Here is a 23120-nt window from a genome sequence, read left to right as displayed (position 1 = left end):
GGTGAAGCTGTCGTCCGACACCTGGCCGGAGACCCAGCCGAAGTAGCTGCCGTCGAGGTCCGTCGCGATCGAATGGTTGATCGGGTTCGAGCAGACCACGCCGCCGCCGGTTGCGGTGACGGTCAGCGTCGCCGTCGCCGCCTCGGAATTGCCGCCGGCATTGGTCTGCAGCGCACCGGCCGGCATCGTGTTGGCATAGCTGCCCGCATTGGCCGCCGTCACGTCGACGGTGACCGTGCAGTCGTCCGCCGCCGGAATGGTCGAGCCCGCGCCGGCCAGAGTGACCGAGCCGCTGCCCGCCGCCGCGGTGACCGCGCCGCCGCAGGTGGTCGACGCGTTCGGCGTCGCCGCCACGACCATGCCGGTCGGCAGGGTGTCGGTCAGATCGCTGCTGAGCGTCAGCGCAGCGCCCGGATTGCTGTTGAACAGCGTGATCGTCAGCGTGCTCGTCGCGCCTGCCGTCACGCTGGCCGGGGCGAAGGCCTTCGACAGCGCCGGCGGATTCAGGCCGCTGGCGTTGACCGTCAGGGTCGCGCGCGTCTCGGCCGTGCTGTTGCCGAGATCGGTCTGCAGCGCACCGGCGGCGATCACGTTCTCGTAGCTGGCGTTGGCCGTGGACGTCACCGGGACCGTCACGGTGCAGGCGCCGCCGTGCGAAATGTCCGGAATCTTCGCGCCGGCGCTCAGGCTGACCGAACCCGAACCCGCAGCGGCGGTCAGCGTGCCGCCGGTGCAGGTGGTGCTGGCGGCCGGACTCGCGGCGACGACCAGACCGGCCGGGAAGGTGTCGGTCAGCGCGGCGCTCAGCGTCGCTTCGGTCTCGTTGTTGTTGCCGAGCACGATCGTCAGCGTGCTGGTGCCGCCGTTGGCGATGGTGATCGGCGAGAAGCTCTTCGACGCGCTCGGCGGCGCGGCCGTGCGGCAATGGTCGACCGCGGCGTTCACCGCGGCCAGCGCATCGATCTCGCCCCAGCCGGTGGCCTGGTTCGGCACGTTGCCCGGACCGTCGGCCGGGCTGCCGGTGGCGACCGGAATCGCCACTGCCGTGCTCATCAGCAAGGTGCCGGTGGTCGAGTAGTCACCGCGCAGACATTCCGCGGCGCTCCACATCAGCGCGATCACGCCGGACGCCGCCGGCGCCGACATCGAGGTGCCGTTCTCGTTGTAGTAGGTCGTGTCGCTGGCGCTGCCGGAGGAACGGATGTTCACGCCGGGGGCGACCACGTTCGGCTTCAGGTTGGCGAAGCCGCGCGGATCGGGGTAGGTCGGCAGGCCCGGATTGAGATTGTCGGTCGGACCCTTGTTCGAATGCGGCGCGTAGGTGCCGTTCGAGTTGCCGGTCGAGCCGATGCCGAGCACCTTGCCCGAACGTCCCGGGTTGCCGACCGTGTTCAGCGGCGGATTGTTCGGGTAGCCGCAGTTGGAGGCGTTGCCGTTGGAGAACACCGGCACCATGCCGGCCGCGATCCAGCCGTCGATGACGCCCTCGTACCAGTTGTCGTAGGTACGGCCGCAATCGCCCCAGGAGTTGTTGACGATGTCGGCGTGCTTGGTCGGATCCGGCGTACCGCCGCCGGCGGTCGGATACGGCGCCAGCGTCCACTGGCCGCATTCGAGCAGGCCGGCGTCGGTGGCGCCGGCGCCCGACATGCCGAAGCCGATGCAGGCCATCCACTTCGCGTCCGGCGCGGCGCCGATCTGCGTGTCGGCGGTACCGCCGTCGCCGACCATCGTGCCCATCGTGTGCGAGCCGTGGCGGTCGGTGTTGCGCGGCGTGGCCGAATGGTTGTACGGGTCGTACCAGTTGTAGTTGTGGTCGTAGGTGCCGCCGCCGAGATTGCCGCGGTACTTGCCGACCAGCGCCTGGTGCGTGTAGCGCACGCCCGAGTCGATGTTGGCGACGACCACGCCGGCGCCCTTGTAGCCCAGCGCCCAGACGTCCGGCACCTTGATGTGGGCCAGGCTGGACACCGCAGCGTTCGGCTGCCACGGCGAGGATTCGACCACCGGCTCCTGCGGCAGCGGAATCACTTTCTGCTCGCGCACAGATTCGATGTTCGGATCGGCCTCGAGCGCGCTCAGCATCGGCGCGCTCAGACGCGCGACCGCGATGCTGTTGTCGATCCACAGCACGGTGTACTCGTGCGCGTCCTGACTCAGACCGTACTGCGAAGAAAGCGTCTGCACCGCCCGCGCCTGATTGGCGGCGGCGAAATCGCGCAACGTCTCGTAGACGTAGGTCGCGCGCGCGTCGCGATCGGCGATGCCGAACGCGGCGGAAAGATCGGCCTTGCCGCGGAACTTGACCAGCACCGCCGGCGCTTCGCCGGCGGCGAGCGCTTGGCGTACGGCCTGTTCGACCGAGACGGAGGCCACCTGCAGCGTCGCCGACGTCGGCGATGCCTGCACGGCCGATCCCGCACCGGCCAGGAAAGTCAGCGCCAGCGACGAGGCCAGCGACAACGCGCGTGGCCAACGCCGGCTCGCGCCGTGTTTCGAGATTTTCGACATGTTGGATTCCCAGGAGTCTTGAATCGACGAGCGATGGACCCGGCCGCCACCAGAACGGACCGGCTCCTCGATTGTGGCCGCTCACACCCAAGCGGCCCACTCCGGTGTGTAGCCCATGCTTCCGATCGGCACCACCTGCCGAAAGTCATGGGTGATATTCAGTTTCGTACGAACGTTTGCGCAGATCGGGGCGATGCGTCGGCGCCTATGGATTTCGGCGCTGCAATGGACCTTTCGCACCATCCATCACACGAAGGATCTCCACTCATTCCACAAGCGGATGATCGCGCGCGACGGTCTCCGGCCGCGCCCGGATCGCGGCGACGCATCGGCGCCGTTCACGCCGACCACAGCGACGCAAGGACCTCGACGCAACCGAAGCTTTTGGTTCGTCTCCGACTGCGGCAGGATGCCTTTCCCGGACGGTCGAGAAGCGGACGGGCGGCGCGGCCCCACGCGCAAGGAACCCTTCTCGACATCCTGTTGGGCGGACGTGCGGGGCGGGTCGGATGGCGATTTCGGAGTACCGGTTCGGAAATTTCCGGCTGGTTCCAGCGACGCGCGAGCTGTGGCGCGACGGCGAACTCGTGCACGCGCCGCGCCGCGGCTTCGATTGCCTGGCCTATCTGATCGAGCATCGCGAGCGCGCGGTCGGTCGCGACGAAATGGTCGCGGCGCTGTGGGGGCGCGTCGACGTCACCGATTCGCAAGTCAACCAGGTGGTGCTGCGCGCACGCCTGGCGGTCGGCGACGACGGCCAGACGCAAAGCGCGATACGTACCGTGCCCGGTTTCGGCTATCGCTGGATCGTGCCGGTCGAGGCGGTCGAGGCGGCCGGCGAAGCCGATCATGAGATTCCTTCCGCGCCGACCATTGCCGTCGACTACGCGCTACCGGCAGCGCCGACCGCGGCACCTGTATCGGCGGCGCCCCGTCGCGACCACGGGCGCTGGCGATCGGTCACCGTCGCACTGCTCGGCGGCGCTGCGCTCCTCGGCTGGCTGTTCTGGTCGATGCGTCCTGCGCCGCTGACCGAGATGCCGCGAACGGCGCTGGTCGTGCTGCCGCTCGAGGTTCCGGCGGCGAGCGAGTCCGGCTGGATCCGCCTCGGCGCGATGGATCTCGCCGCCGAGCGCCTGCGCAACGCCGGCCTGGCCGTACCGCCGAGCGACAGCGTGGTCTCCGCGGTGCACGCGGTCGGCGAGCCGCTCGACCCGGCACGGCGCGAGACGCTGCAGAAGACGCTCGGCGCGGCGACCCTCGTGCAGGGCAAGGTGTCGCGCAGCGCGAGCGGCTGGAGCGTCGAGCTCGAAGCGCAGGACGGCGACGGCACGCGCCATCGCACCACGGCCGACCAGGCCGACGTGATCGAGGCGACGCGCCAGGCCGCGGACCTGCTCGCCGCCGCGCTCGGCCGCCAGCCCGCGCCCGGCGACGAGCGCGAGGGCGACAGCGTGGTGCGCGCGGCCTTGCAGCGGGCGCAGGCGGCCCTGCTCGCCAATCAGCTCGATACCGCCCGCTCGATCCTCGCCGGCCTGCCGGACCCGGCGCGCGCCGATCCGCAGGTTCGCGCCAAGCGGGCGCAGATCGATTTCCGCGCCGGCGACCTGGAATCGGCGCGCACGACGCTCGATGCGTTGCTGGCCGATCCGGAACTCGCTGCGCGTGCGGACGTGCGCGCGCAGGCGCTGACCACGCGCGGCTTCATCGACATTCGCCACGAGGATTGCGCGGCCGCGGAAACCCGCTTCGACGGCGCCGTCTCCGCCCTGCCCGAGCGGACCTCGCGCCAGCGCGGCATCGCCCTGGCCGCGCGCGGGCTCGCGCGCGCGTGCCTGCATCGCTTCGACGCGGCGGTGGCCGATCTCGGCGCCGCGCGCACGCAGCTGATCGCCGTCGGCGACCGTCTCGGCAACGCGCGCGTGGACAACTACTTCGGCATCCTAGAGACGCAGCGCCACCGCCTCGCCGAGGCGATCGCGTACTTCACCGCGGCGGCCGAGGCGAACGAAGCCTTCGGCGTGGTCGAAGCCGTGCGCGCCAACCTGCACGCGCTGTTCCTGACCCAGGCCAAGCTGCTGCGCTGGCAGGACGCGCTCACCACCAGCACACGCCTGCGCGCGTTGCAGCCGCGCATCGACGATCCCGCGCTGCTGGTCTCCGGCAACGCGCTCCATGCGACGGCGCTGACCGCGCTCGGCCGCGAGCAGGAGGCAGCATCACTGCTCGCCGAGACCGCCGCGCGCTGGCCGGATGCGCGCGGCGAGCTCACGCGTTTCCTGCACCTGGCGCGCGCCGAACTCGCCTTGCAGCGCGGCGACGGTGCGACCGCCAGCGCGGAGGCCGCGCGCGCGAGTTCAGTCTGGCCGCCGCACGAGAACGACGACGCGGAGGAGCGCGCGCGCCTGAACCTGCTGCGGCAGCGCGCCTCGATCCTCGCCGGCGCGCCGCACGCGGCGGAAGTCGCCGCCGGCACCGACGGCGACCCGCCGAGCGCACTGCTCGCACGCGCCGAATGGGCGCTGCACGAAGGGCTTCCGGCCGAGGCGGACCTGCGTGCCGCGTGGAGCAAGGCCGAGGCCGACGGCGTGCCGGAGCAGATCGCGCGCGTCGCGCAAACCTATGTCGGCTGGCTGATCGGCGCGGGCCGTCTCGACGAAGCCGGGGCCTTGGCCGGCCGCGTGGCGCCGTGGTCCGGCCAGGATTTCGACTGCGCGCTGTTGCAGGTCCGCCTGTTCCACGATGCCGGCGAAGTCGACGCCTGGGCCGCCGCGCTGCGCCAGGCGCAGGGCCTTGCCGGCGAGCGGACGATCCCGGCGCCGCTGCTGAAATCGCCGCTGCAATCGGGAAAATCCGGTTTGGCATCGTTTGCAACCGATGCAAACGCGATCCGGGGCAAACCCGAATGACTCCCGCGGCGCCCGAGGCCAGATTCGCCGACCAGCCGGCGGAGTAACGGGCCCCTTCCGCGACTCCCGACCGGCCAGGCACGATCATCACCTCGGGGAGTCTTCGCACCATGAAAAACCTTCTGACCGCCGCGCTGCTCGCCGCGACCTCGACGTCGGTGCCGGCCGCATCCGGCCCTGACGGCACATCGGGCATCGAGCTGCGCGCCACGCTGACGCCGTTGAGTTCGGCCGACTGCGGCAGCGCCACGTTCCAGGCGCATGCCGGCGACGAAATCACGCTGTGCTACACGGTCGTCAACCACAGCGGCCGCGCCCTGGACTGGCACTACCTGCACGACAACTGGCGCGGCGATGCGGAATTCCCCCAGGGCCTGTTGAACGAGCCGCTGGCCGACGGCGCCAGCTACGAGTTCCGCAGTTCGATCGGCGAGGTCTACCAGGACGCCGACTTCAGCGCGACCTGGATCGCGCAGGACGCGCCACCGCCCGGCTACACGTTCGACGACACCGTGCCGTTCGACTTCATCGACATCAGCGGCTCGCCGACCGCGACCCTGCTGATCGACGCGGCCCCGGGCACCCATCCCGTGCCGACGGCCGACGTGCAGACGCCGTTCGCGTTCCGTTTCTACGAGCAACTTGCGGCCGACCAGCTGTGCATCGGCCTGCGCGGCGCGATCTTCGTCAACCAACCTCACTGCCTCGGCTGGACCGGCGACGACGTCAACTTCGGCGTCCTGCCGATGGGTGGCGTCCACGACATGATCGCGCTGGATTTCACGCTGTGGAACTCGTCGATCGACGGCGGCAAGGTCTACGTCGACACGCAGGGCGTGGCGCCAAACCGGCGCTACATCGTGCAATGGCAGGGCGTGACGCGCGACGGCGTCTCCGGACCCGGCCTCACCTTCGAGGCCATCCTCGACGAAGCCACCAGCGCGATCACCTATCAGTACAAGTCGATGGCCTACGACGACGGCGGCGACAGCTCGTCGGACTACGGCGGCATGGCCACTTCCGGCATCCAGCGCGACTATTCGTTCTTCACCCAGTACTCGGCGATGGAGCCGAACCTCACCGACGGCAAGGCGGTGCGCTGGACGCCGGCGCCGGCACCGTACTCGGCCAGCGCCAGCGCGGACGCGCATCTGCGCATCGTCGCCGCGCAGATCGAAGCCGGCCCGACGACGATCCAGGCCGGCGCCGCCGCCGGCGGCAGCGCCAGCGCCAGCCTGACCATCGGCAACAGCGGCAACGAGCCGCTGGATTGGACGCTGGGCGAGTCGCTCGATCGCAGCGGCTTCTCGATCGCCAGGCGCTACGTCGTGCCGTCGCCCGGCACCTCGACCGCGCGGACGCCGCTGCGTCGCGCCGCGACCGTCGCGCACCCGCGCGGTACGACCGGCGTACCGGCCTACGCCACCCGCCTCGGGAGCGCGCCCAGCTCCGACATGGTCTCACTCGACCTGCTGGCACCGCAGACGCTGACCCATGTGAACCAATCCACGCACGGCGCCATGGTGCAGGTTGGCGGCTTCGTCGACAACGACTTCAGCCGCGAGTACCTGTTCTCGAACGCCGGCTGCAACCCGAACACCTGTTGGGGCTTCGAGTTCGGCGCGCTGGAAACGCGCGACGGCGGCGGCATCTGGCACGTGATCAGCTCCGGCGACGCATTGCAGCCCTCCGGCGAAGTCGAGCAACTGTGGCAGGGCATGAAATGGGATGCGAGCACGCGCACGCTGTACGCGGTCGCCTCGAGCTGGGTAGCGCCGACCCGCACCGACCTGTACTCGATCGACCCGAAGCGCGGCACGTCGACCTGGATCGCGCGCCTCGACGACGTGAGCGACAACGGCATCCTGCTCGCCGACATCGCGATCGCGCCGAACGGCTCGATGTACGGCATCGACGAGTGGACCGACACGCTGCTCGCGATCGACAAGAGCACCGGCCACGTCGTCCCGATCGGCCCGACCGGGCTCGACACCGGCCTGTACGACAACCAGTCGATCGACTTCGACCCCTCGACCGGCGTGCTCTACTACGCCTCGTTCCCGCTGACTCCGACGATCAGCGGCATGTACACGCTCGACCTCGTCAGCGGCCACGCCACCCTGATCGGCCCCATCGGCGACGGCACCGACGCGCTGCGCGCGATGTCCATCGCGATTCCCGCAGGCCCCTGCGCGAATCCGCAGGACGTGCCGTGGATTTCGTTCGACCGCACCAGCGGCAGCACCGCCGTCGGCGGCAGCGATACGGTGCAGCTGAGCTTCGACGCCAGCGGCCTGGCGGAAGGCGCGCATCGCGCCAACGTCTGTGTCAGCAACAACACGCCGTTCGCGCGCACGCTGGCGGTGCCGGTGGTGTTCACCGTGACGGGTGGAGACGGCATCTTCGCCGACGGGTTCGAGGCTAAGCCTGCGAAGAACTGAGCTCTCGGCGGCTGCGCAAAAAGGAAACGGGCGCCGACGGCGCCCGTTTTCTCATCCGTTGCGCGCACCATTCCATACGTGCGCAATGGCCGCGCGTCAGTCGAAGCCGTCGCGGAAAATCCAATCGGAGAAGGGAGAACCGATCACGATCTGCGGCGCGATTGCATACGCGGCTTCGCCATTGCCGAGCTGGCCCATGCCGTTGCTGCCCCAGCATTTCGCGACTCCGGCTTGCGTGATCGCACAGGTCGTCGAGTCGCCGGCGGACACCGACGCCACCTCCGAGGTCAAACCGACGACGTCCACCGGGAACTCGCGATCGATCAAGGTTCCGTCGCCGAGCTGTCCGTTTTGGTTGTAACCCCAGCACTTCAATCCACCGTCGTGATTCACGGCGCACGTATGGCCGGTACCGGAGGAAATCTTCGCGACGCCCGAACCGAGGCCCACCACTTCCGTCGGAGCAGAGGTTCCCGCCCCCCAGCACTTGACGACGCCCGCATCGGTAAGGACACAAGTACGACTGGCACCGGTGGTGATCGCGACCGCAATGGCGTTCAATCCGACGACATCGACGGGAACGGAGCTGGAAGTCGTGGTGCCGTCGCCGAGCTCGCCGCCGTCGTTGCTGCCCCAACACTTCACCGATCCTAGTGTCGTGATGGCGCAGGTGTGCTGGTAGCCGGCGGCAATCGAAACGACGCCGGATGCGAGACCCGACACCGGCATCGGCTCGGGACGAGTCGTGTTCGTGCCGTCGCCGAGCTGCCCGACATTGTTGAGCCCCCAGCATTTCGCCGCTCCCGATTCGGTGACCGCACAGCTGTGCCCGCGCCCGGATGCGAGTGTCGCCGTACCCGACTCCATACCGGTCACGCCCATCGGATACGAGACGCTTCCGTAAACGCCGCCGCCCACCTGCCCGAAACTGCTGGAGCCCCAACACAGCGCGCCTCCGGCGTTCGTCCGCGCGCAGGTGTGCTGGTCTCCGGCGACGATGCTCTCGACGTTCGAGTCGAGCCCCTGAACATCGGCCGGCAGCCAATGCGGAACGTGCGTGCTGTCGCCGAGCTGACCTCTGAGGTTGTCGCCCCAGCATTTCGCGACGCCGCCGGTCGTGACCGCGCAGGTATGAAAGGATCCGGCCGAGATCGCCAGCGCTCCACCCTTCAATCCGACGACGTCCACGGCTTGCATTCGCCGCGGCGGAACGCCATTGCCGAGCTGACCACTGGACCCGCTTCCCCAACAACGCAACTCGTCCGACTGCAAGCGTGCACACGTGTGGGAGTAGCTGGACGCGATCTCGGTAACGCCCGATTCGAGGCCTTCAACGAGCGTGGGAACGTAGCGGTCGTCATACGTGCCATCGCCGACCTCTCCGACGCCGTTGTAGCCCCAGCATGTCACCTGACCCGAGCTGGCGAGTGCGCACGCGTGGCTGAATCCCATCGACATGGCGGCCACAGGGGCGCCGGGCGGCTGCACGTCCACCGGAACGAAGCTGTCGTCCTGCGTACCGTCGCCCAGCGGGGCAACCCCCCAGCACTTCACCCGCCCATCGCTCAGCCGCGCGCATGCGTGCGTTTCGGCCGTCGCGATCTCGGACACACCCGTGCCGAGGCCGGCGACCTCGACCGGAACGTGCGCCTCGTTGGTGGTTCCGTCACCGACTTGGCCGTAGGTGTTGTCGCCCCAACACTTCGCCGCTCCCGCCGACGTCACGACGCAAGTGCCGTAGCCATTCGCGGCGACCGCGACCACTCCCGATTGGAGTCCGACGACGTCGACGGGCTGCGGCGAATCCGTGGTGCCTCCGTCGCCGAGCTGGCCCCTCTCGTTCGAGCCCCAGCACTTGACCGCGCCGGCCGAAGTCAGCGCGCAGCTGTGGCGGCGTCCCGCGGTGATCGAGGTGACCGCCGAAGACAGTCCGACTACGTCGACCGCGGTCGACGCTTCCGCCGTCGTTCCGTCGCCGAGCTGACCGTACTGATTGAAACCCCAGCATTGGATGCGGCCGGCGACCGTCAGACCACAGGTGTGGTTTCCGCCGACGGCGATCGCCGTCACCGGTTCGACCAACGCCGTCACGTCAACCGGCGCGAGGCGATCCGTCGTCGTCGCATCGCCGAGCTGGCGAAAGTTGTTGGCTCCCCAGCATTTGACGCGACCGGCGTCAGCGAGCGCACAGCTGTGGGAAAGCCCCGTACCCAGCGTGGCTGCTCGCGCACCGAAGGAGATGCAAAAGGCGGTCGCCAGGGCCATCAACAGCGCAGCGCACAACCCGATCGACCGACGAGCCCGAACGCCGTCGGCAGCGATATCCGTCCGCACTCTCCCTCTCCCTGCCATTGTCGCGTGGTACCGCCACACCGGACTTGCAATCAGGAGGACCTGGGCGGTCCTCCCGTTTCAAGCGATCTGCTCGACACCTGCTTTCAGGCGCCCTTCTTCCACTGCCCCAGCGCCGCGAGGCCGTTCTGCTTCGCGCGCAGCGCGACGGTCTTCTGCGCTTCGGCGAAGTTCGCCTGCATGTCCTTCCCCCACAGCTGCAGCGCGGCGGACTGCATCGCGCGGCCGTAGGAGAACGACAGCGGCCACGGATGCGGACCCATCTGGTTCATCGAGTTCAGGTGCGCGGTAGCCTGCTCGTCGGACTGGCCGCCGGAGAGGAACACGATACCCGGCAGCGAGGCCGGCACGGCGGCCTTGAGACAACGCACGGTGGCTTCGGCGACGTCCTCGACGTCGACCTGGTCCGGACAGTCCTTGCCCGGGATGACCATGCTGGCCTTCAGGATCGTGCCTTCGAGCAGCACGTTCTGCTCGTACAGCGCGCCGAACAGCGAGCGCAGCGTGGCTTCGGTGACTTCATAGGAAACGTCGAGATCGTGGGCGCCGTCCATCAGCACTTCCGGCTCGACCATCGGCACGATGCCGGCTTCCTGGCACAGCGCGGCGTAGCGCGCCAGCGCGTGCGAGTTGGCCTCGATGCAGGTGCCGCTCGGGGTGTCGTCGCCGATCGTGATGACCGCGCGCCACTTGGCGAACTTGGCGCCGAGCTTGGCGTACTCGGCCAGGCGCTCGCGCAGGCCGTCGAGGCCTTCGGTGACCAGCTCGCCCGGGAAGCCGGCCAGCGGCTTGGCGCCGAGGTCGACCTTGATGCCGGGCAGCACGCCGGCGTCGAGCATGATCTTGGTGAACGGCACGCCGGCCTTGGTCGACTGGCGGATCGTCTCGTCGTACAGGATCGCGCCGGAAATGTGCTCGCCGAGCTTCGGCGTGGTCAGCAGCATCTCGCGATAGGCGCGGCGGTTTTCTTCGGTGTTCGGCACGCCGACGGAGTCGAAGCGCTTCTTGATCGTGGCGGTCGACTCGTCGATCGCGATGATGCCCTTGCCGGGCGCGACCATCGCCTGGGCGATGCTTTCAAGTTCTTCGATGCTCATCGAGTAGCGGCTCCGTGGAAAGCGAAAACGCGCCGCGGCCGCAGCTTGCGCCGGCCGGGGTCGGATTTGGGGGCCGGAAGTATAGGCCAGTTCGGCGGTGGGCGTTCGGCCACCGAACCCTATGGCGCATCCGGGCCACGCCAGAGCCCGTTCGGCCCCTGCCAGCGCACGCCCAGCGAGACCGCGAAGCGTTCGGCGTCGGTGTTCAGCGCGAGCGACTGGACGCCGATCGAGGAGTCGATCAGGAGCAGGTCCTTCTCCGAGGCCAGTTCGTCGGCCAGGCCTTCCATCAGGAACCCGTCGATCAGCCAGCGGAACGCCGCCGCGAAATCCATGCAGCGGCCGTCGGCGTGCCGGAGCGCCTGGTCGCCGCCTTCCTGCGAGATCCATTGATAGAACGGCTGGTCGCCGCAGGTCTTGGTCGGCGCGGGCCGGTAGCGCAGGCCGCCGTAGCCGTCGCCGACTTCGGTGAACAGCAAGGTGCTGGCGCGCAGGTTGGCGCGCGCCTTGTCCGTGTATGACTCCTGCATCGCCTCTTCCGGCGTGCCCCAGACCTTGCGCATCTGCGTATCGGCGTCGGCGACGTCCGCGACGCGCATCAAGCCGTGGTCGTCGATGCGGAACGCGCCGACCGTGCGCTGGATCGACACGAATTCGGCCGGCAGCGCGTAGCCGAGGCGCTTCTCCGCCGCGGCGATCTCGTCCGTGCCGGCCGGCTTGCCGGTTTCGATCGACAACGCATAGTCCGCGCCGAGCTGCTTGACGGCGAACGCCTTGGCCGCGGCGAGGAAATCGGCGACGCGCTCGCCGTAGGACTTGCCGGACTGCGTCAATCGGCGGCCGACCGGAGCGAAATCGAGCAGTGGCCAGCTCTGTTCGCCCTGGTGGCGATAACGCCGGTTCGTCGACCAGTGCACGCCTGCGTATTCGCCGCGCACGCTCAGCTTGGACGCGGAAGCCGGCAATTCGAACCGGCAGGCGGGTTTCTTGTGCACGTCCGCCGCGGCCTTGGCGATCTTGATCGCGCAGGCCTCCTTGCCGTCGACGAATACGGTCAGATCGGCGCTGTCGCCTTCGCGCAGGTACGGGTGGATCTCCAACGTCGCCGCGGACGACACGCCGGATGACACCAGCACGAGAGCGACGGCGAGAACGAACGGGTGCGGCTTCATCCTTGAACCGCTCCGATCAGTGGTCTTTCCAATCCAGCGTGTCGACGGCGCACCGCTGCATCACCGCGGTGCGCTCGGCCGGATCGGCCGGCAGGTTGAACGGGAAGATCAACCAGCTGAACACGCGATCGCGACCGGAATTGGCCAGCGTCGGCTCGAAGCGCAAATGCGACGCGGCGCTCGCCGCGATCTTGCCGAGGTCGCCTTCCGGCGCGACCTTCTGCACCTTGACCGTGCTGGTGCTGCCGTCCTTCTCGACCACGAAGGACACCGTCGCGCAACCCGGCTGCTGGATGTTCTTGCCGTAGTTCGGCGCGTCCGCCTGCACCGAGGAGGTGTCCATCTGCCAGTAGCCGGCCAGCTTGTCGGCGGGAACCACCTTCGGCGGCAGGGTCGATTGCGCGAAAGCGCCCGCGGCGGCGGTGAGCGCGCACAACGAGATGACGAGTCGTTTCATGAGGGTTCCTCCCGCGGTCGCCATCCGGAATGTGGCGGCCTCATTGTACGGATAGACGACGCAGCTTCGCGCGGCGTCGCGCGGCGGATTCGTTCCTTCGACGGCGGAGCGTTTTTCCGCTCGTCGTCGCAGCGCACCGGCGACAGCGCGCAGCCGATCCGGCGGACCGACCGAACCACGCACGCCGAAGGTCGGACCAGGCCGCGTTACAGGTCGCCGAGCCCCTCGGCGACGCCGCCCTCGCCGACCTTCAGCAGCTTCAGCGTATTGGTGCCGCCGAGTTGGCCGGTGTGGTCGCCGGTGGTCAGGATCACGCGATCGTCGACCGCCAGGTGCCCGAGCCGGAACAGGTGCAGCACCGCTTCGCGCGCGGCCTGCGTCGGGCCGACGCCGCGCGCGTCGAATTCGACTGGATGCACGTCGCGGTACAGCAGCATGCGCCGGCGCGCGGCGGCGTTGCGCGACAGCGCGTAGATCGGCACGGTCGAGCGGTAGCGCGACAGCCATTGCGCGGTGCCGCCCGATTCGGTCAGCGCGATCAGCGCGCGCACGCCGACCTGATTGGCGAGGAACATCGCCGCCAGCGCGATCGCCTGGTCGGTGCGGTCCAGGCCGTGGGTACCGGGGCTGAGGTCTTCCTGCGGCTCGAACTGGCGCTCGGCGCCGAGGCAGACGCGGCGCATCGCCGCGACCGCCTTGTCCGGATGCCGGCCGGCCGCGGTCTCCTGCGACAGCATCACCGCGTCGGTGCCGTCGATGACCGCGTTGGCGACGTCGAGCACTTCGGCGCGCGTCGGAATCGGCGACTCGACCATCGACTGCATCATCTGCGTCGCCGTGATGACGACGCGCTTGCGCAGCAGCGCCTCGCGGATGATCTTCTTCTGCAGGCCCGGCAGCTCGGCGTCGCCGATCTCCACGCCGAGGTCGCCGCGCGCGACCATCACCGCGTCGGAAACCTCGACGATCGCGTCGAGATTGTCGATCGCCTCGGCACGCTCGATCTTGGCGACCAGGGCTGCGCTGCCGCCGGCTTCGCGCAGCAGCGCGCGCGCCTGCTCGACGTCGTCGGCGGTCTTGACGAAGGACACGGCGAGGAAATCCGCGCCGATCGAGGCGGCGAGCCGGATGTCGGCGCGATCCTTGTCCGACAGCGCGGCGACGGTGAGGCCGCCGCCGAGGCGGTTGATGCCCTTGCGGTCGGACAGGCGCCCGCCGGCGAGCACTCGGCTGCGCACCGCCTGCTCGAGCACGTCGATCACTTCGAGCGAGATCAGGCCGTCGTCGAGCAGCAGCACGTCGCCGGGTTTCACGTCGCGCCACAGGTCGTGGTAACTGACGCCGACGCGGGTCGCGTCGCCGGGCGGCGCGTCGGCGCGGCAGTCGAGCAGGAAATCCTGCCCGGGTTCGAGATGCACCGGCCCGGCGGCGAAACGCTCGACGCGGATCTTCGGTCCCTGCAGGTCGGCCAGCACGGCGACTTCGTTGCCCAGCTCCGCCGCCGCCGCGCGCACGGCGTCGGCGCGGGCGCGGTGATCCTCGTGCGTGCCGTGCGACAGATTCAGGCGCACCACGTCGACACCTTCGGCCAGCAGCCGCTTCAGCGCGCCGGGCGCGTCGGTGGCTGGGCCGAGCGTGGCGATGATCTTGGTTCGACGCAGTTGCGCTTGCACGTGCTTGGATCTCCAGGCGAGGCTCGGAAGCGTATTCTCCCGATCATACGCGACGGCCGTGACCGGAATCCGGCGCGTGTTGCGATCCGCCGCAAGCGTCACAATGTCTGCGTAAGGTTTCCCTCACCGCAACGATCGAAGGAGCGCGACATGAGCCTCAGCAAGATCCTCTACACCGCCACCGCCACCGCCAAGGGCGGCCGCGCCGGCCACATCAAGAGCAGCGACGGCGTGCTCGATTTCGACCTGAAGGTGCCGAAGGAACTCGGCGGTCCCGGCGGCCTCGGCAGCAATCCCGAACAGCTGTTCGCCGCCGGCTATGCGGCCTGCTTCGAGGGCGCGATGCGCTTCGTCGCGGGGCAGAAGAAGGTCACGGTTCCGGCCGACACCAGCGTGACCGGCCACGTCGGCATCGGCCCGCGCGAGCCGACCGGCTTCGGCATCGCCGTGGAACTCGAAGTCAACCTGCCCGGCCTCGACCGCGCCGTGGCGCAGGATCTCGTCGACACCGCGCATCGCGACATCTGCCCGTACTCGCACGCGACGCGCGGCAACGTCGACGTGAAGATCACGCTGGTCTGATCGAGCGCTTTCGCCGCTTGCGGGAACGGGGTGGCGGGGGCGCTAGTCGAGAAAGATTTTCTCGCGGAGGCGCAGAGAACGCAGAGAGTCGAGCAAAGAGGATTTCTTTTTCCCTTCTCTGCGCTCTCTGCGCCTCTGCGAGAAATTCAGCCTTGTCTGCAACCGGTAGAGCGAGCGATGGCGCTCAGGACGTCGCCATGTCGTCCGGACGCAGCAAGGCGGCGACCAGCTCGCGCGGATTCGCCGCGATCGCGTCGGCACCGGCGTCGAGCAGTTCTTCGCGGCTGCCGAAGCCCCATTCCACGCCGATCGCGCGCACGCCGTTCGCGCGTGCGCCCTCGATGTCGAAACGGCGGTCGCCGATCATCGCCGCATCGCTCGCCGGGACGCCGAAGTCGGCCAGCGCCTGCGCGATCATCGTCGCCTTCTCGCTGTGCGCGCTGTCCGGCGCGACCGCGTAGACGCGCGCGAACGCCGTGCCGAACGGCAGGCTCTCCACGATGCGGCTGGCGTACAACGCCGCCTTCGAGGTGACCACCGCCAACGTCGTTCCCGCCGCGGCGAGGGCGTCGACCGCCTCGCCGATGCCGGCGTAGACGATGTACTCGCGCCAGCCGATGCTCGAATAGTGCTCGCGGTACAGCTCGACCGCGCGCTCGATCACCGCCGCATCGTCGCCGAGCACGCGCGGGAACGTCACGCGCAGCGGCGGCCCGATCCAGTCGCGCAGCTCCGCGCGCGGCGGCGCCTTCGCGCCGAGTTTGGCCAGGGCGTATTCGATCGAGGCGAGGATGCCGGCTTCCGAATCGGTCAGCGTGCCGTCGAGATCGAACAGCGCCAGCTTCACGCGCGCGCCTTCAGCGCGGCGACGGCCGGCAGCTCCTTGCCTTCGAGGAATTCGAGGAAGGCGCCGCCCCCGGTCGAGATGTAGGAAACCTTGTCAGCGACGCCGTACTTCTCGATCGCCGCCAGCGTGTCGCCGCCGCCGGCGATCGAGAATGCGTCCGACGCGGCGATCGCGCGCGCCAGCGTCTCGGTGCCCTTGCCGAATGCGTCGAACTCGAACACGCCGACCGGACCGTTCCACACCACCGTGCCGGCCTTGGCGATCAGCTCGGCGTAGCGCTGCGCGGTCTGCGGGCCGATGTCGAGGATCATGTCCTCCTCGCCCACCTGGTCGACCGGCTTCACCGTCGCCGGCGCATCGGCCGCGAACGCCGGCGCGACGACGACGTCGCTCGGGATCGGCACGTCGGCGCCGCGCGCCTTCGCATCGGCGATGATCTTTTTCGCGGTGTCGATCAGGTCCGCCTCGAACAGCGACTTGCCGACCTTGTGGCCGACCGCGGCGATGAAGGTGTTGGCGATGCCGCCGCCGACGATCAGCTGATCGACCTTGCCGACCAGGGTTTCGAGCAGGGTCAGCTTGGTGGACACCTTCGAGCCGGCGACGATCGCCAGCAGCGGCCGCGCCGGATGCTCCAGCGCGCGCGCCAGCGCGTCGAGCTCGGCCATCAGCAGCGGGCCGCCGGCGGCGACCTTGGCGAAGCGGATCGCGCCGTGCGTGGAGGCCTGCGCGCGATGCGCGGTGCCGAACGCGTCCATCACGTAGACGTCGCACAACGCTGCGTACTTCTTCGACAGGGCCTCGTCGTCCTTGGCCTCGCCGACGTTCATGCGGCAGTTCTCGAGCAGGACGACCTCGCCCGGCTTCACTTCGACGCCGTCGAGCCATTCCTTGATCAGCGGCACGTCGCGGCCGAGCAGTTCGCCGAGGCGCTTGGCGACCGGCGCCAGCGAGTCCTCTTGCGTCCACTGCCCTTCCTTCGGGCGACCGAGGTGCGAGGTCACCATGACTGCCGCGCCCTTGTCGAGCGCGAGCTTGATCGTCGGCAGCGAGGCGAGGATGCGCGTCTCCGACGTGATGCGACCGTGGTCGATCGGTACGTTCAAATCCTCGCGGATCAGCACGCGCTGACCGGCGAGATCGAGATCGCTCATGCGGACGACGGACATCGGGAACTCCTTGGCGGCGGTTTTCGCAGCACGCCATTACAGCGGGAGCCCCGCGCGGGCGCAATGCCCGCGATGATGCGGATCAGGAACCGGCGCAGACCAGCGGCCGCCGCTGCGTCGCCGCCGGATACTTGTCCAGCAACGCGGCGGAACGTCGCGGGCGGACCTGCAGATCGCCGCCGCAGTTCGGGCAGGCGCCGCCCAGCCGCGACTCGACGCAGGCCGCGCAGAAGGTGCATTCGAACGAGCAGATCCTCGCGTCGGTCGCGTCGGGCGCGAGATCCTTTCCGCAGCATTCGCAATGGCTACGCAGTTCGAGCATGGCCCAGGTCCTCGCCGGCACGGAGCGTGCAGGATTGCGCCGCGCCGCCCGGCGTGGAACGGCCACTGCGCGAGTCGGCGCGGGAGCCAATCGGCGGTTCCACGAGCCGGCGTGCGAATGGCCCCTGCCGCGGCGATGTCGGGACGGTAGGATGCGTCCCCCAGATCCAGTAGAGCGAGTGCGATGAGCAGCCACACGATGACGGTCCGCTGGCAGCGCGACGACGCGGACTTCGCGCAGGGCCGCTATTCGCGCCGCCACGAGTGGCATTTCGACGGCGGCGCCGTGGTGGCCGCCTCGCCCTCGCCGCACGTCGTCGCCGCGCCGTGGTCGGACCCTTCCGCCGTCGATCCCGAGGAAGCCTTCGTCGCCGCGATCTCCAGCTGCCACATGCTCTGGTTCCTGTCGCTCGCCGCCGGCCGCGGCTTCGTCGTCGACCGCTACGAAGACCAGGCGATCGGCACGATGGCGCGCATCGCGCCGGGCCGGCAGGCGATCACCGAGGTCGTGCTGCGCCCGCGCATCGACTACGCCGACGGCCGCGCGCCGAGCGCGGCCGAGGCGGACGCGCTGCACGAAGCCGCGCACGAGCGCTGCTTCATCGCCAACTCGGTCAAGACCGCGATCCGCGTCGAACCGCGCTGAACGGCCGGGAACCGGCGCCGGGCCGCCCCCGGTTTACGCCGCCGCGCCGAGTCCTTAAACTACGCGACCCTCGTGGCTATGTAGCTCAGCCGGTTAGAGCGTGGCACTCATAATGCCAAGGTCGGTGGTTCGAGCCCACCCATAGCCACCATCAGGTTTCGCACGAAAAACCCCGCGCTCGCGGGGTTTTTTCGTTGGCGTGGAACGATCCGCGTCGATGCGACGGGTGGCGCACGCACATCGGGAGAGCACGTCGCGCCGGCAAGACCGGAATCGACGTGCCCTCACGCGGATGCCGCTAGTGCGATTCGAAGCCGTCGGCGAAGATCGCGTCCGCCGCACCGACGGTCAGCGTCACCGGCACCGTGACCTGTCCCCGGTACGGCGTGTCGCTGCCGATGCACACATTGGCGCGGTGGACGCCGGGCTGCAGGCCGGCCGCGTCGAAGCGGAGCGCCACCGCATCCGACTGCGCCGGCGCGACCACGCCCGAGCCGTGATCGAGCGACAGCCACGGCACCTGGTCCGCGCCGACGCAGGCATTGCCGGCCTTCGCGATCGACAGCATGCGCAGGCCGCTGTGGCCGTCGCCGACCGTGCCGACCAAGGTCGCCGCGCCGGTGTTCTTGTCGAGCGTGAACATCTGCTGGCCGACGCTCGAGTCGTTGGTCCAGGTCGTGTAGTAGAGATCGCCGGTGGAGCGGTCGAAATCGGTCGACTGCAGACTGTAGTAACCCACGTCGAGACCGGTCGGGCCGATCGGCCGTAGGTGTCCCGTCGTCTTGTCGATCGCGACGAGGACGTCCTCGGTCATCTCCACGCCGTAGAGATTGCCGTCGTTGTCGATCGCGATGTCGGCCAGCGCGGTACCGGCGACGCCGAGGTCGTCGATCCTCGCCACGTGTTCGGCCAATCCCGTGACGGGGTCGATCCGGTACAGGTCGCTGCGATACGGCGGCCCTGGATCGACCGCGTCCGAAGCCACCGCGAACAGCGTTCCGGTGCGGCTGTCCCAGCGCATTCCGCGCCAGTTCTGGCCGGCCGCCGGCGCGGCACCCATGCCGGACAGGACGGTCCGGCTGCTGTCGCCGACGGCGGGGTCCAGACGTTGAAGCAGTCCGTCCCAGCAGCCCGGATCGCCGCAGCCGGGGCTCTGGATCACATAGAGCTGACGGAAATCGTCGTCGACGAAGCCGCCGGCATGGATCGCCAGGACGCTGACGCTGCTCGCGGCTGCTGCCAGCGAGGTCGGGCTCGCGGCATCGAGAGAGACCAGGCGCGAATTGTCCATTCCGTTCCAGGCGTGCGCATAGGCGGGCACGCCGGCCGATCCCTGCGGCGCATCCGCGGCGGCGGCTTCCGGCGCGCTGCGCTGCGCCGATGCGGAAGCCGCCGGCATCGCCTGCACCAGCGGCGGAGCATGAGCCTGCGCGATCTGGAAGCCGCGGCCACCCGCGCCGACGGCCGAGGTCCAGTTCAGCGTCTCGTTGCCCGCGTTGCCGAGCGTCAGAACGGCCGTCGAGGTGCCGCCCAGCGGCGCATGCGCGTTCACCGCCGAGGGTTGCGTCGAAATCTCCGGCGCCAGCACGGTGATGTGCGCGCTCGCCGTGGCTACGCTCGTGAAAGGCTGCGCGCTCGGCGTCCAGCGGATGGCCTTGCCGCCGGTCAGCACGGCGCCGGCCGGATAGGCGAACGGCGCATCGTAGAAGCCGAGCGTGAGTCCGGCGAACGCGCCGGCGCCGTCGTCCGCGGCGCCGCCGACTGCCATCGTCACGTACTGGAACGTGATGGCGCCGCTGCCTTCGTCGACGAGGGCCTGGAACGTGACGCCGCCGCCGTCCACGCCGGCGATGCGCTTGTCGCGCCATTCCACCGCGAAGCGGCGGTTGGGCGCCGTGCCGAGCACGGCGGTGCGCACCGCGCCGCCTTCGTAGCCCGTGAAGCCGCCGTCGTCCGCGCTGCGCAGCGCGGGGGCGATCAGCAGGCTGGTCCTGGCGCCGAACGTGGTCTCGCAGAATTCGCTCTCGGCGATCAGCGCGCCGTCGTTGCTCACGCACAGGACGTCGGTCGGAATGCCGAAGAAATTGAACGCGAACGGAAGATGCACGCCCTTGCTCGTGTGCTGCCGTTCCAGACCGAGATTCACCGCGGCCGGCATCGCGGACAGGTCGAGCGGAACGAAGGCGGCGCCGTCGTCGTAGCTGTAGGTGGGAACGGACGCGGACGCGTCGTGCGCAACCCAGGTCACGGTGACGTCGGTCGACGCGCGCGCCGTGCCGAGATCGTAGAAGCTGCTGAAACCGCCGCCGTCGACGACGCTGCCCTGGACGCCGCCTTGGGCGATGAACCACGGCTGGTAGGCGTTGAAGTCGTCGCGCAAGGCCGAGCGCATCAACGTTCTCTGGTTCAGGTCGCGGCCGCTCTGGTTGTTCAACATCACGCAGAGGTTGATCCGCCGCGACTCGCCGCGACGCACCGCCAGGCTCGGCGTACCGACCGCGCAGACGTCCTCGTTGCTGCCTTCGAGCGCCAGCTTGAGCTGCACCGAGGTCTGCTCGGCCGAGAACGGCCGAAAACTCGCCTGTACCGCGCAGTCGCCGGTCAGCGGCGCCGTCGTGTAGAGGGTGCCGGACAGCGCACCGCCGCAGCCGCTGACGAAAGCGTTGTAGCCCGGCTCCGCGACGACGCTGAGCGTGGCCGCTTCGCCGTAGTTCAAGGTCTGCTGCGCCGGCGCGATGCTGCCGTGGCCACCGCTGGCCGTCGCGCTGACCGTCACCCTGGTGATCGCGAAGCTGGCGTCGACGCTGCAGTTGGCGCTGAGCGGCAAGGTCGTGAAGACGGTTCCCGCCAGACTTCCGCCGCAACTTCCTCCCACCTCGGCGATGGCATGGCCGGTCTGCGGCGTCAGCGTGAAACTCGCCTGCGCTCCCGCGGCGAATGCCTGCGGCGATGCCGGCGCGATCGCGCCGCCGCTGCCGGCGCTCGGCGTCACCACGATGTTGCCCGACGAGGTGAAGCTCGCCACCACCGTGCAGTCCGCATCGATCGGCTCGGTCGTGTAGGTGTTCCCGTTCAAGCGCCCGCGGCAGGTGCCGCCGACGCCGAGCACCTGCTGACCGGAATCCGGAACGAGGGTGAAGCTCGCCGGCTGGCCGGTCACGACGAACTGCGGCGTGGCCGGAGCGATGCCGCCGCCGCTGCCGGCCGATGGCGTGACGGTGGCGCGGATCTGCCGCGTCGACGCCAGCTGCGAGCCGCTGAACGTTCCTTGCGAGTGGCCTGCTCCGGTAGTGGCGGCGCCGCTGGCGCGCAGCCACAGCGACCCCTGCGCCGGCAGCGGCGATGCGGGCGTCAACTCCCAGCTTCCCGCGTTCCATTGCGCCGGCCCCAGCGCGGTCCAGGTCTGGCCGTCGATCGAGGAGTCGAAGCGCACCTGATCCAGTTCGGGGCCCGAGCCGCTGCGCTGCCAGCTCAGACTCGCCGGTGTCGCGCCGAAGCCGAGCCGTTCGACCGCCGCATCCGGCACCAGCAGGCGCGCCAGGCCGGCACGCGCAGCGTTGTCGACCAGCGTGAACGTGCCGCCGACCAGCAGGCGGCCGTCGAGCTGCGCCGCCAGCGACGAAACGTAGTAGGTGTTGATGCCCGCGCCGCCGGTGTTGAACGCGGCATCGACGCTGCCGTCGGCGTCGACCCGCCCCAGATACTTGCGCAGCTGGCCGTTGACGTGGGTGAACAGGCCGGCGATCACGACCTTGCCGTTCGGCTGCGCCAGCACGTTGAAGATCATGCCGCGGCCGCCGTTGTTGGTGACGCTGACGTCGAAGCCGGTGTCGCGGCTGTCGTCGGCGTTCAGGCGCACCACGCGCTCGACGCTGCCGTCCAGACCGCCCGCCAGCAGGCGTCCGTCCGGCAGCGGGTGGAGCACTTTCACGTTGTCGGCCAAACCGGCGCTTGCGCTGAGGTCGGCGTCGAACGAGCCGTCGGGGTTGAGACGGACCAGGGTCGATATCGGATCGTCCGCCGTCGGAAACGGAAACGCCCCGCCGAACAGGATCTTGCCGTCCGCGCGCAGAGCGACGACGGCGATGCCGCAGTTGAACGACGCGGAAATCGGGCTCGCGAACGTCGCGTCGACCGAACCGTTCGCCTGCAAGCGCGCGACACAGCTGGTCGCCGCCGCGCCGCCGACGCTGTCGAACCGGCCCGCGATCAGGAGCTTGCCGTCGGGCTGCAACGCCAACCCGAGGATGGAACCGGACGTCGGCGCCGCGACGAAGCTCGCGTCCAGGCGGCCATCGGCACCGAGGCGGACGAGTGCCGGCGCAGCCTGGTCGTTCACCGTCGAGAACGCGCCGGCGATCAGGACCTTCCCGTCCGGCAGCAGCAGCACTCGCGAGGCGCTGCCGTCGAGCGAAACCCGCGCGAACGAGGCGTCGAGCGAACCGTCGGCGCTCAGGCGCACCACGGTGTTGCCGGCGGAAACGACGACCTTGCCGTCGGGCTGGATCGCCAGCGCGTCGACACCCGGATCCCACGCCGCCCAGTGCTCCGGCGGAACGAAACTCGTGTCGAGAATGCCCTGCGCACGCGCCTGCCCGGCGCCGAGGCCCAGCAGCAGCGCGAACAGCGCGGCGAGGACGGGGGCAGCGCGTGCGGATTCGCGCAGGCGCCGCGTGAATGGCGTGGTCGTGCCGCCGTGCTGCGGCCGACGGAATGTTTCGGATAGGACGTTCACTGGACTCCCCGTGCGTATGGTCTGGCTTGCTGCCCTCCCCCTTCGGCGACCGGCTGCGCGGATACGGCACCTCGCCGCTCCGGCGTCTGTCCATCGCACAGGGGCACCAGCCGGCCGACTGTGCGACAGCACGGTGTCGATCGGGTCACCGCGGCGTTGCACGGCGTCACCAGGGCGTCACCGCGGCGTAGCGGCGGCGCTGCGCGAG

General features: G+C 69.5%; 14 protein-coding genes and 1 tRNA gene. 5 read left to right on the top strand and 10 right to left on the bottom strand.

Going from position 1 to position 23120, the window contains the following annotated elements; genetic code table 11:
• Positions 1-2511 (bottom strand): S8 family serine peptidase (locus tag J7520_RS15080; protein ID WP_291189768.1); only part of this gene is annotated, 2511 nt, incomplete at its 3' end.
• Positions 2512-3020: 509 nt separating this feature from the next.
• Here J7520_RS15080 and J7520_RS15075 point away from each other — a divergent pair.
• Entirely contained in the window at positions 3021-5420 is a 2400-nt protein-coding gene (locus J7520_RS15075; RefSeq protein WP_291189765.1) for a winged helix-turn-helix domain-containing protein, read from the top strand.
• 110 nt (positions 5421-5530) lie between these two features.
• Positions 5531-7861, top strand: a complete 2331-nt coding sequence (locus J7520_RS15070; protein WP_291189761.1) for a hypothetical protein — start codon at positions 5531-5533, stop codon at positions 7859-7861.
• Positions 7862-7957: 96 nt separating this feature from the next.
• Here J7520_RS15070 and J7520_RS15065 read toward each other — a convergent pair whose 3' ends face one another.
• The 5 genes from J7520_RS15065 to pyk form a co-directional block, all read right to left on the bottom strand.
• Complete coding sequence (locus tag J7520_RS15065; protein WP_291189758.1) at positions 7958-10126, bottom strand: hypothetical protein; 2169 nt, start codon at positions 10124-10126, stop codon at positions 7958-7960.
• Positions 10127-10299: 173 nt separating this feature from the next.
• On the bottom strand, positions 10300-11310 hold the full coding sequence (locus tag J7520_RS15060) for a class I fructose-bisphosphate aldolase (RefSeq protein ID WP_291189755.1): 1011 nt from the start codon (positions 11308-11310) through the stop codon (positions 10300-10302).
• A 119-nt stretch (positions 11311-11429) separates the two neighbouring features.
• Entirely contained in the window at positions 11430-12482 is a 1053-nt protein-coding gene (locus tag J7520_RS15055; RefSeq protein WP_291189753.1) for a hypothetical protein, read from the bottom strand.
• A 16-nt stretch (positions 12483-12498) separates the two neighbouring features.
• A complete protein-coding gene (locus J7520_RS15050; protein WP_291189750.1) occupies positions 12499-12939 on the bottom strand; it encodes an energy transducer TonB in 441 nt (146 codons plus the stop codon).
• 206 nt (positions 12940-13145) lie between these two features.
• Positions 13146-14612: a pyruvate kinase gene (pyk, locus tag J7520_RS15045; protein WP_291189747.1), complete on the bottom strand. Its 1467-nt coding sequence runs from the start codon at positions 14610-14612 to the stop codon at positions 13146-13148.
• Between the two features lie 150 nt (positions 14613-14762).
• Between pyk and J7520_RS15040 the strand changes: the two genes are divergently transcribed.
• Entirely contained in the window at positions 14763-15194 is a 432-nt protein-coding gene (locus tag J7520_RS15040) for an organic hydroperoxide resistance protein (protein WP_291189744.1), read from the top strand.
• Positions 15195-15378: 184 nt separating this feature from the next.
• Here J7520_RS15040 and J7520_RS15035 read toward each other — a convergent pair whose 3' ends face one another.
• The 3 genes from J7520_RS15035 to J7520_RS15025 all read right to left on the bottom strand — a co-directional run bounded on the left by J7520_RS15035 (position 15379) and on the right by J7520_RS15025 (position 17532).
• Positions 15379-16041 carry an HAD hydrolase-like protein gene (locus J7520_RS15035; RefSeq protein ID WP_291189741.1) on the bottom strand — a complete coding sequence of 221 codons (663 nt, stop codon included), beginning with the start codon at positions 16039-16041 and terminating at the stop codon, positions 15379-15381.
• Complete coding sequence (locus J7520_RS15030; RefSeq protein WP_291189738.1) at positions 16038-17210, bottom strand: phosphoglycerate kinase; 1173 nt, start codon at positions 17208-17210, stop codon at positions 16038-16040. The genes J7520_RS15035 and J7520_RS15030 overlap by 4 nt, the downstream gene beginning before the upstream one ends.
• An 82-nt stretch (positions 17211-17292) precedes the next feature.
• Positions 17293-17532 carry a DUF1272 domain-containing protein gene (locus J7520_RS15025; protein ID WP_291189736.1) on the bottom strand — a complete coding sequence of 80 codons (240 nt, stop codon included), beginning with the start codon at positions 17530-17532 and terminating at the stop codon, positions 17293-17295.
• Between the two features lie 183 nt (positions 17533-17715).
• Here J7520_RS15025 and J7520_RS15020 point away from each other — a divergent pair, with 183 nt between their 5' ends.
• The gene (locus J7520_RS15020; RefSeq protein WP_291189733.1) at positions 17716-18177 is read left to right on the top strand and encodes an OsmC family protein; all 462 of its coding nucleotides are present in this window, start codon (positions 17716-17718) and stop codon (positions 18175-18177) included.
• A 74-nt stretch (positions 18178-18251) separates the two neighbouring features.
• Positions 18252-18328, top strand: a tRNA-Met gene (locus tag J7520_RS15015).
• Positions 18329-18475: 147 nt separating this feature from the next.
• Here the strand turns inward: J7520_RS15015 and J7520_RS15010 are convergent.
• Positions 18476-22912, bottom strand: a complete 4437-nt coding sequence (locus tag J7520_RS15010; protein WP_291189730.1) for a delta-60 repeat domain-containing protein — start codon at positions 22910-22912, stop codon at positions 18476-18478.
• Between the last annotated feature and the right edge of the window lie 208 nt (positions 22913-23120).

This window comes from Dokdonella sp., from assembly GCF_017744955.1.
GTDB lineage: Bacteria > Pseudomonadota > Gammaproteobacteria > Xanthomonadales > Rhodanobacteraceae > Dokdonella_A.
Note: the sequence above shows the minus strand (reverse complement) of the source record. Positions and strands in the feature narration are given on the sequence as shown.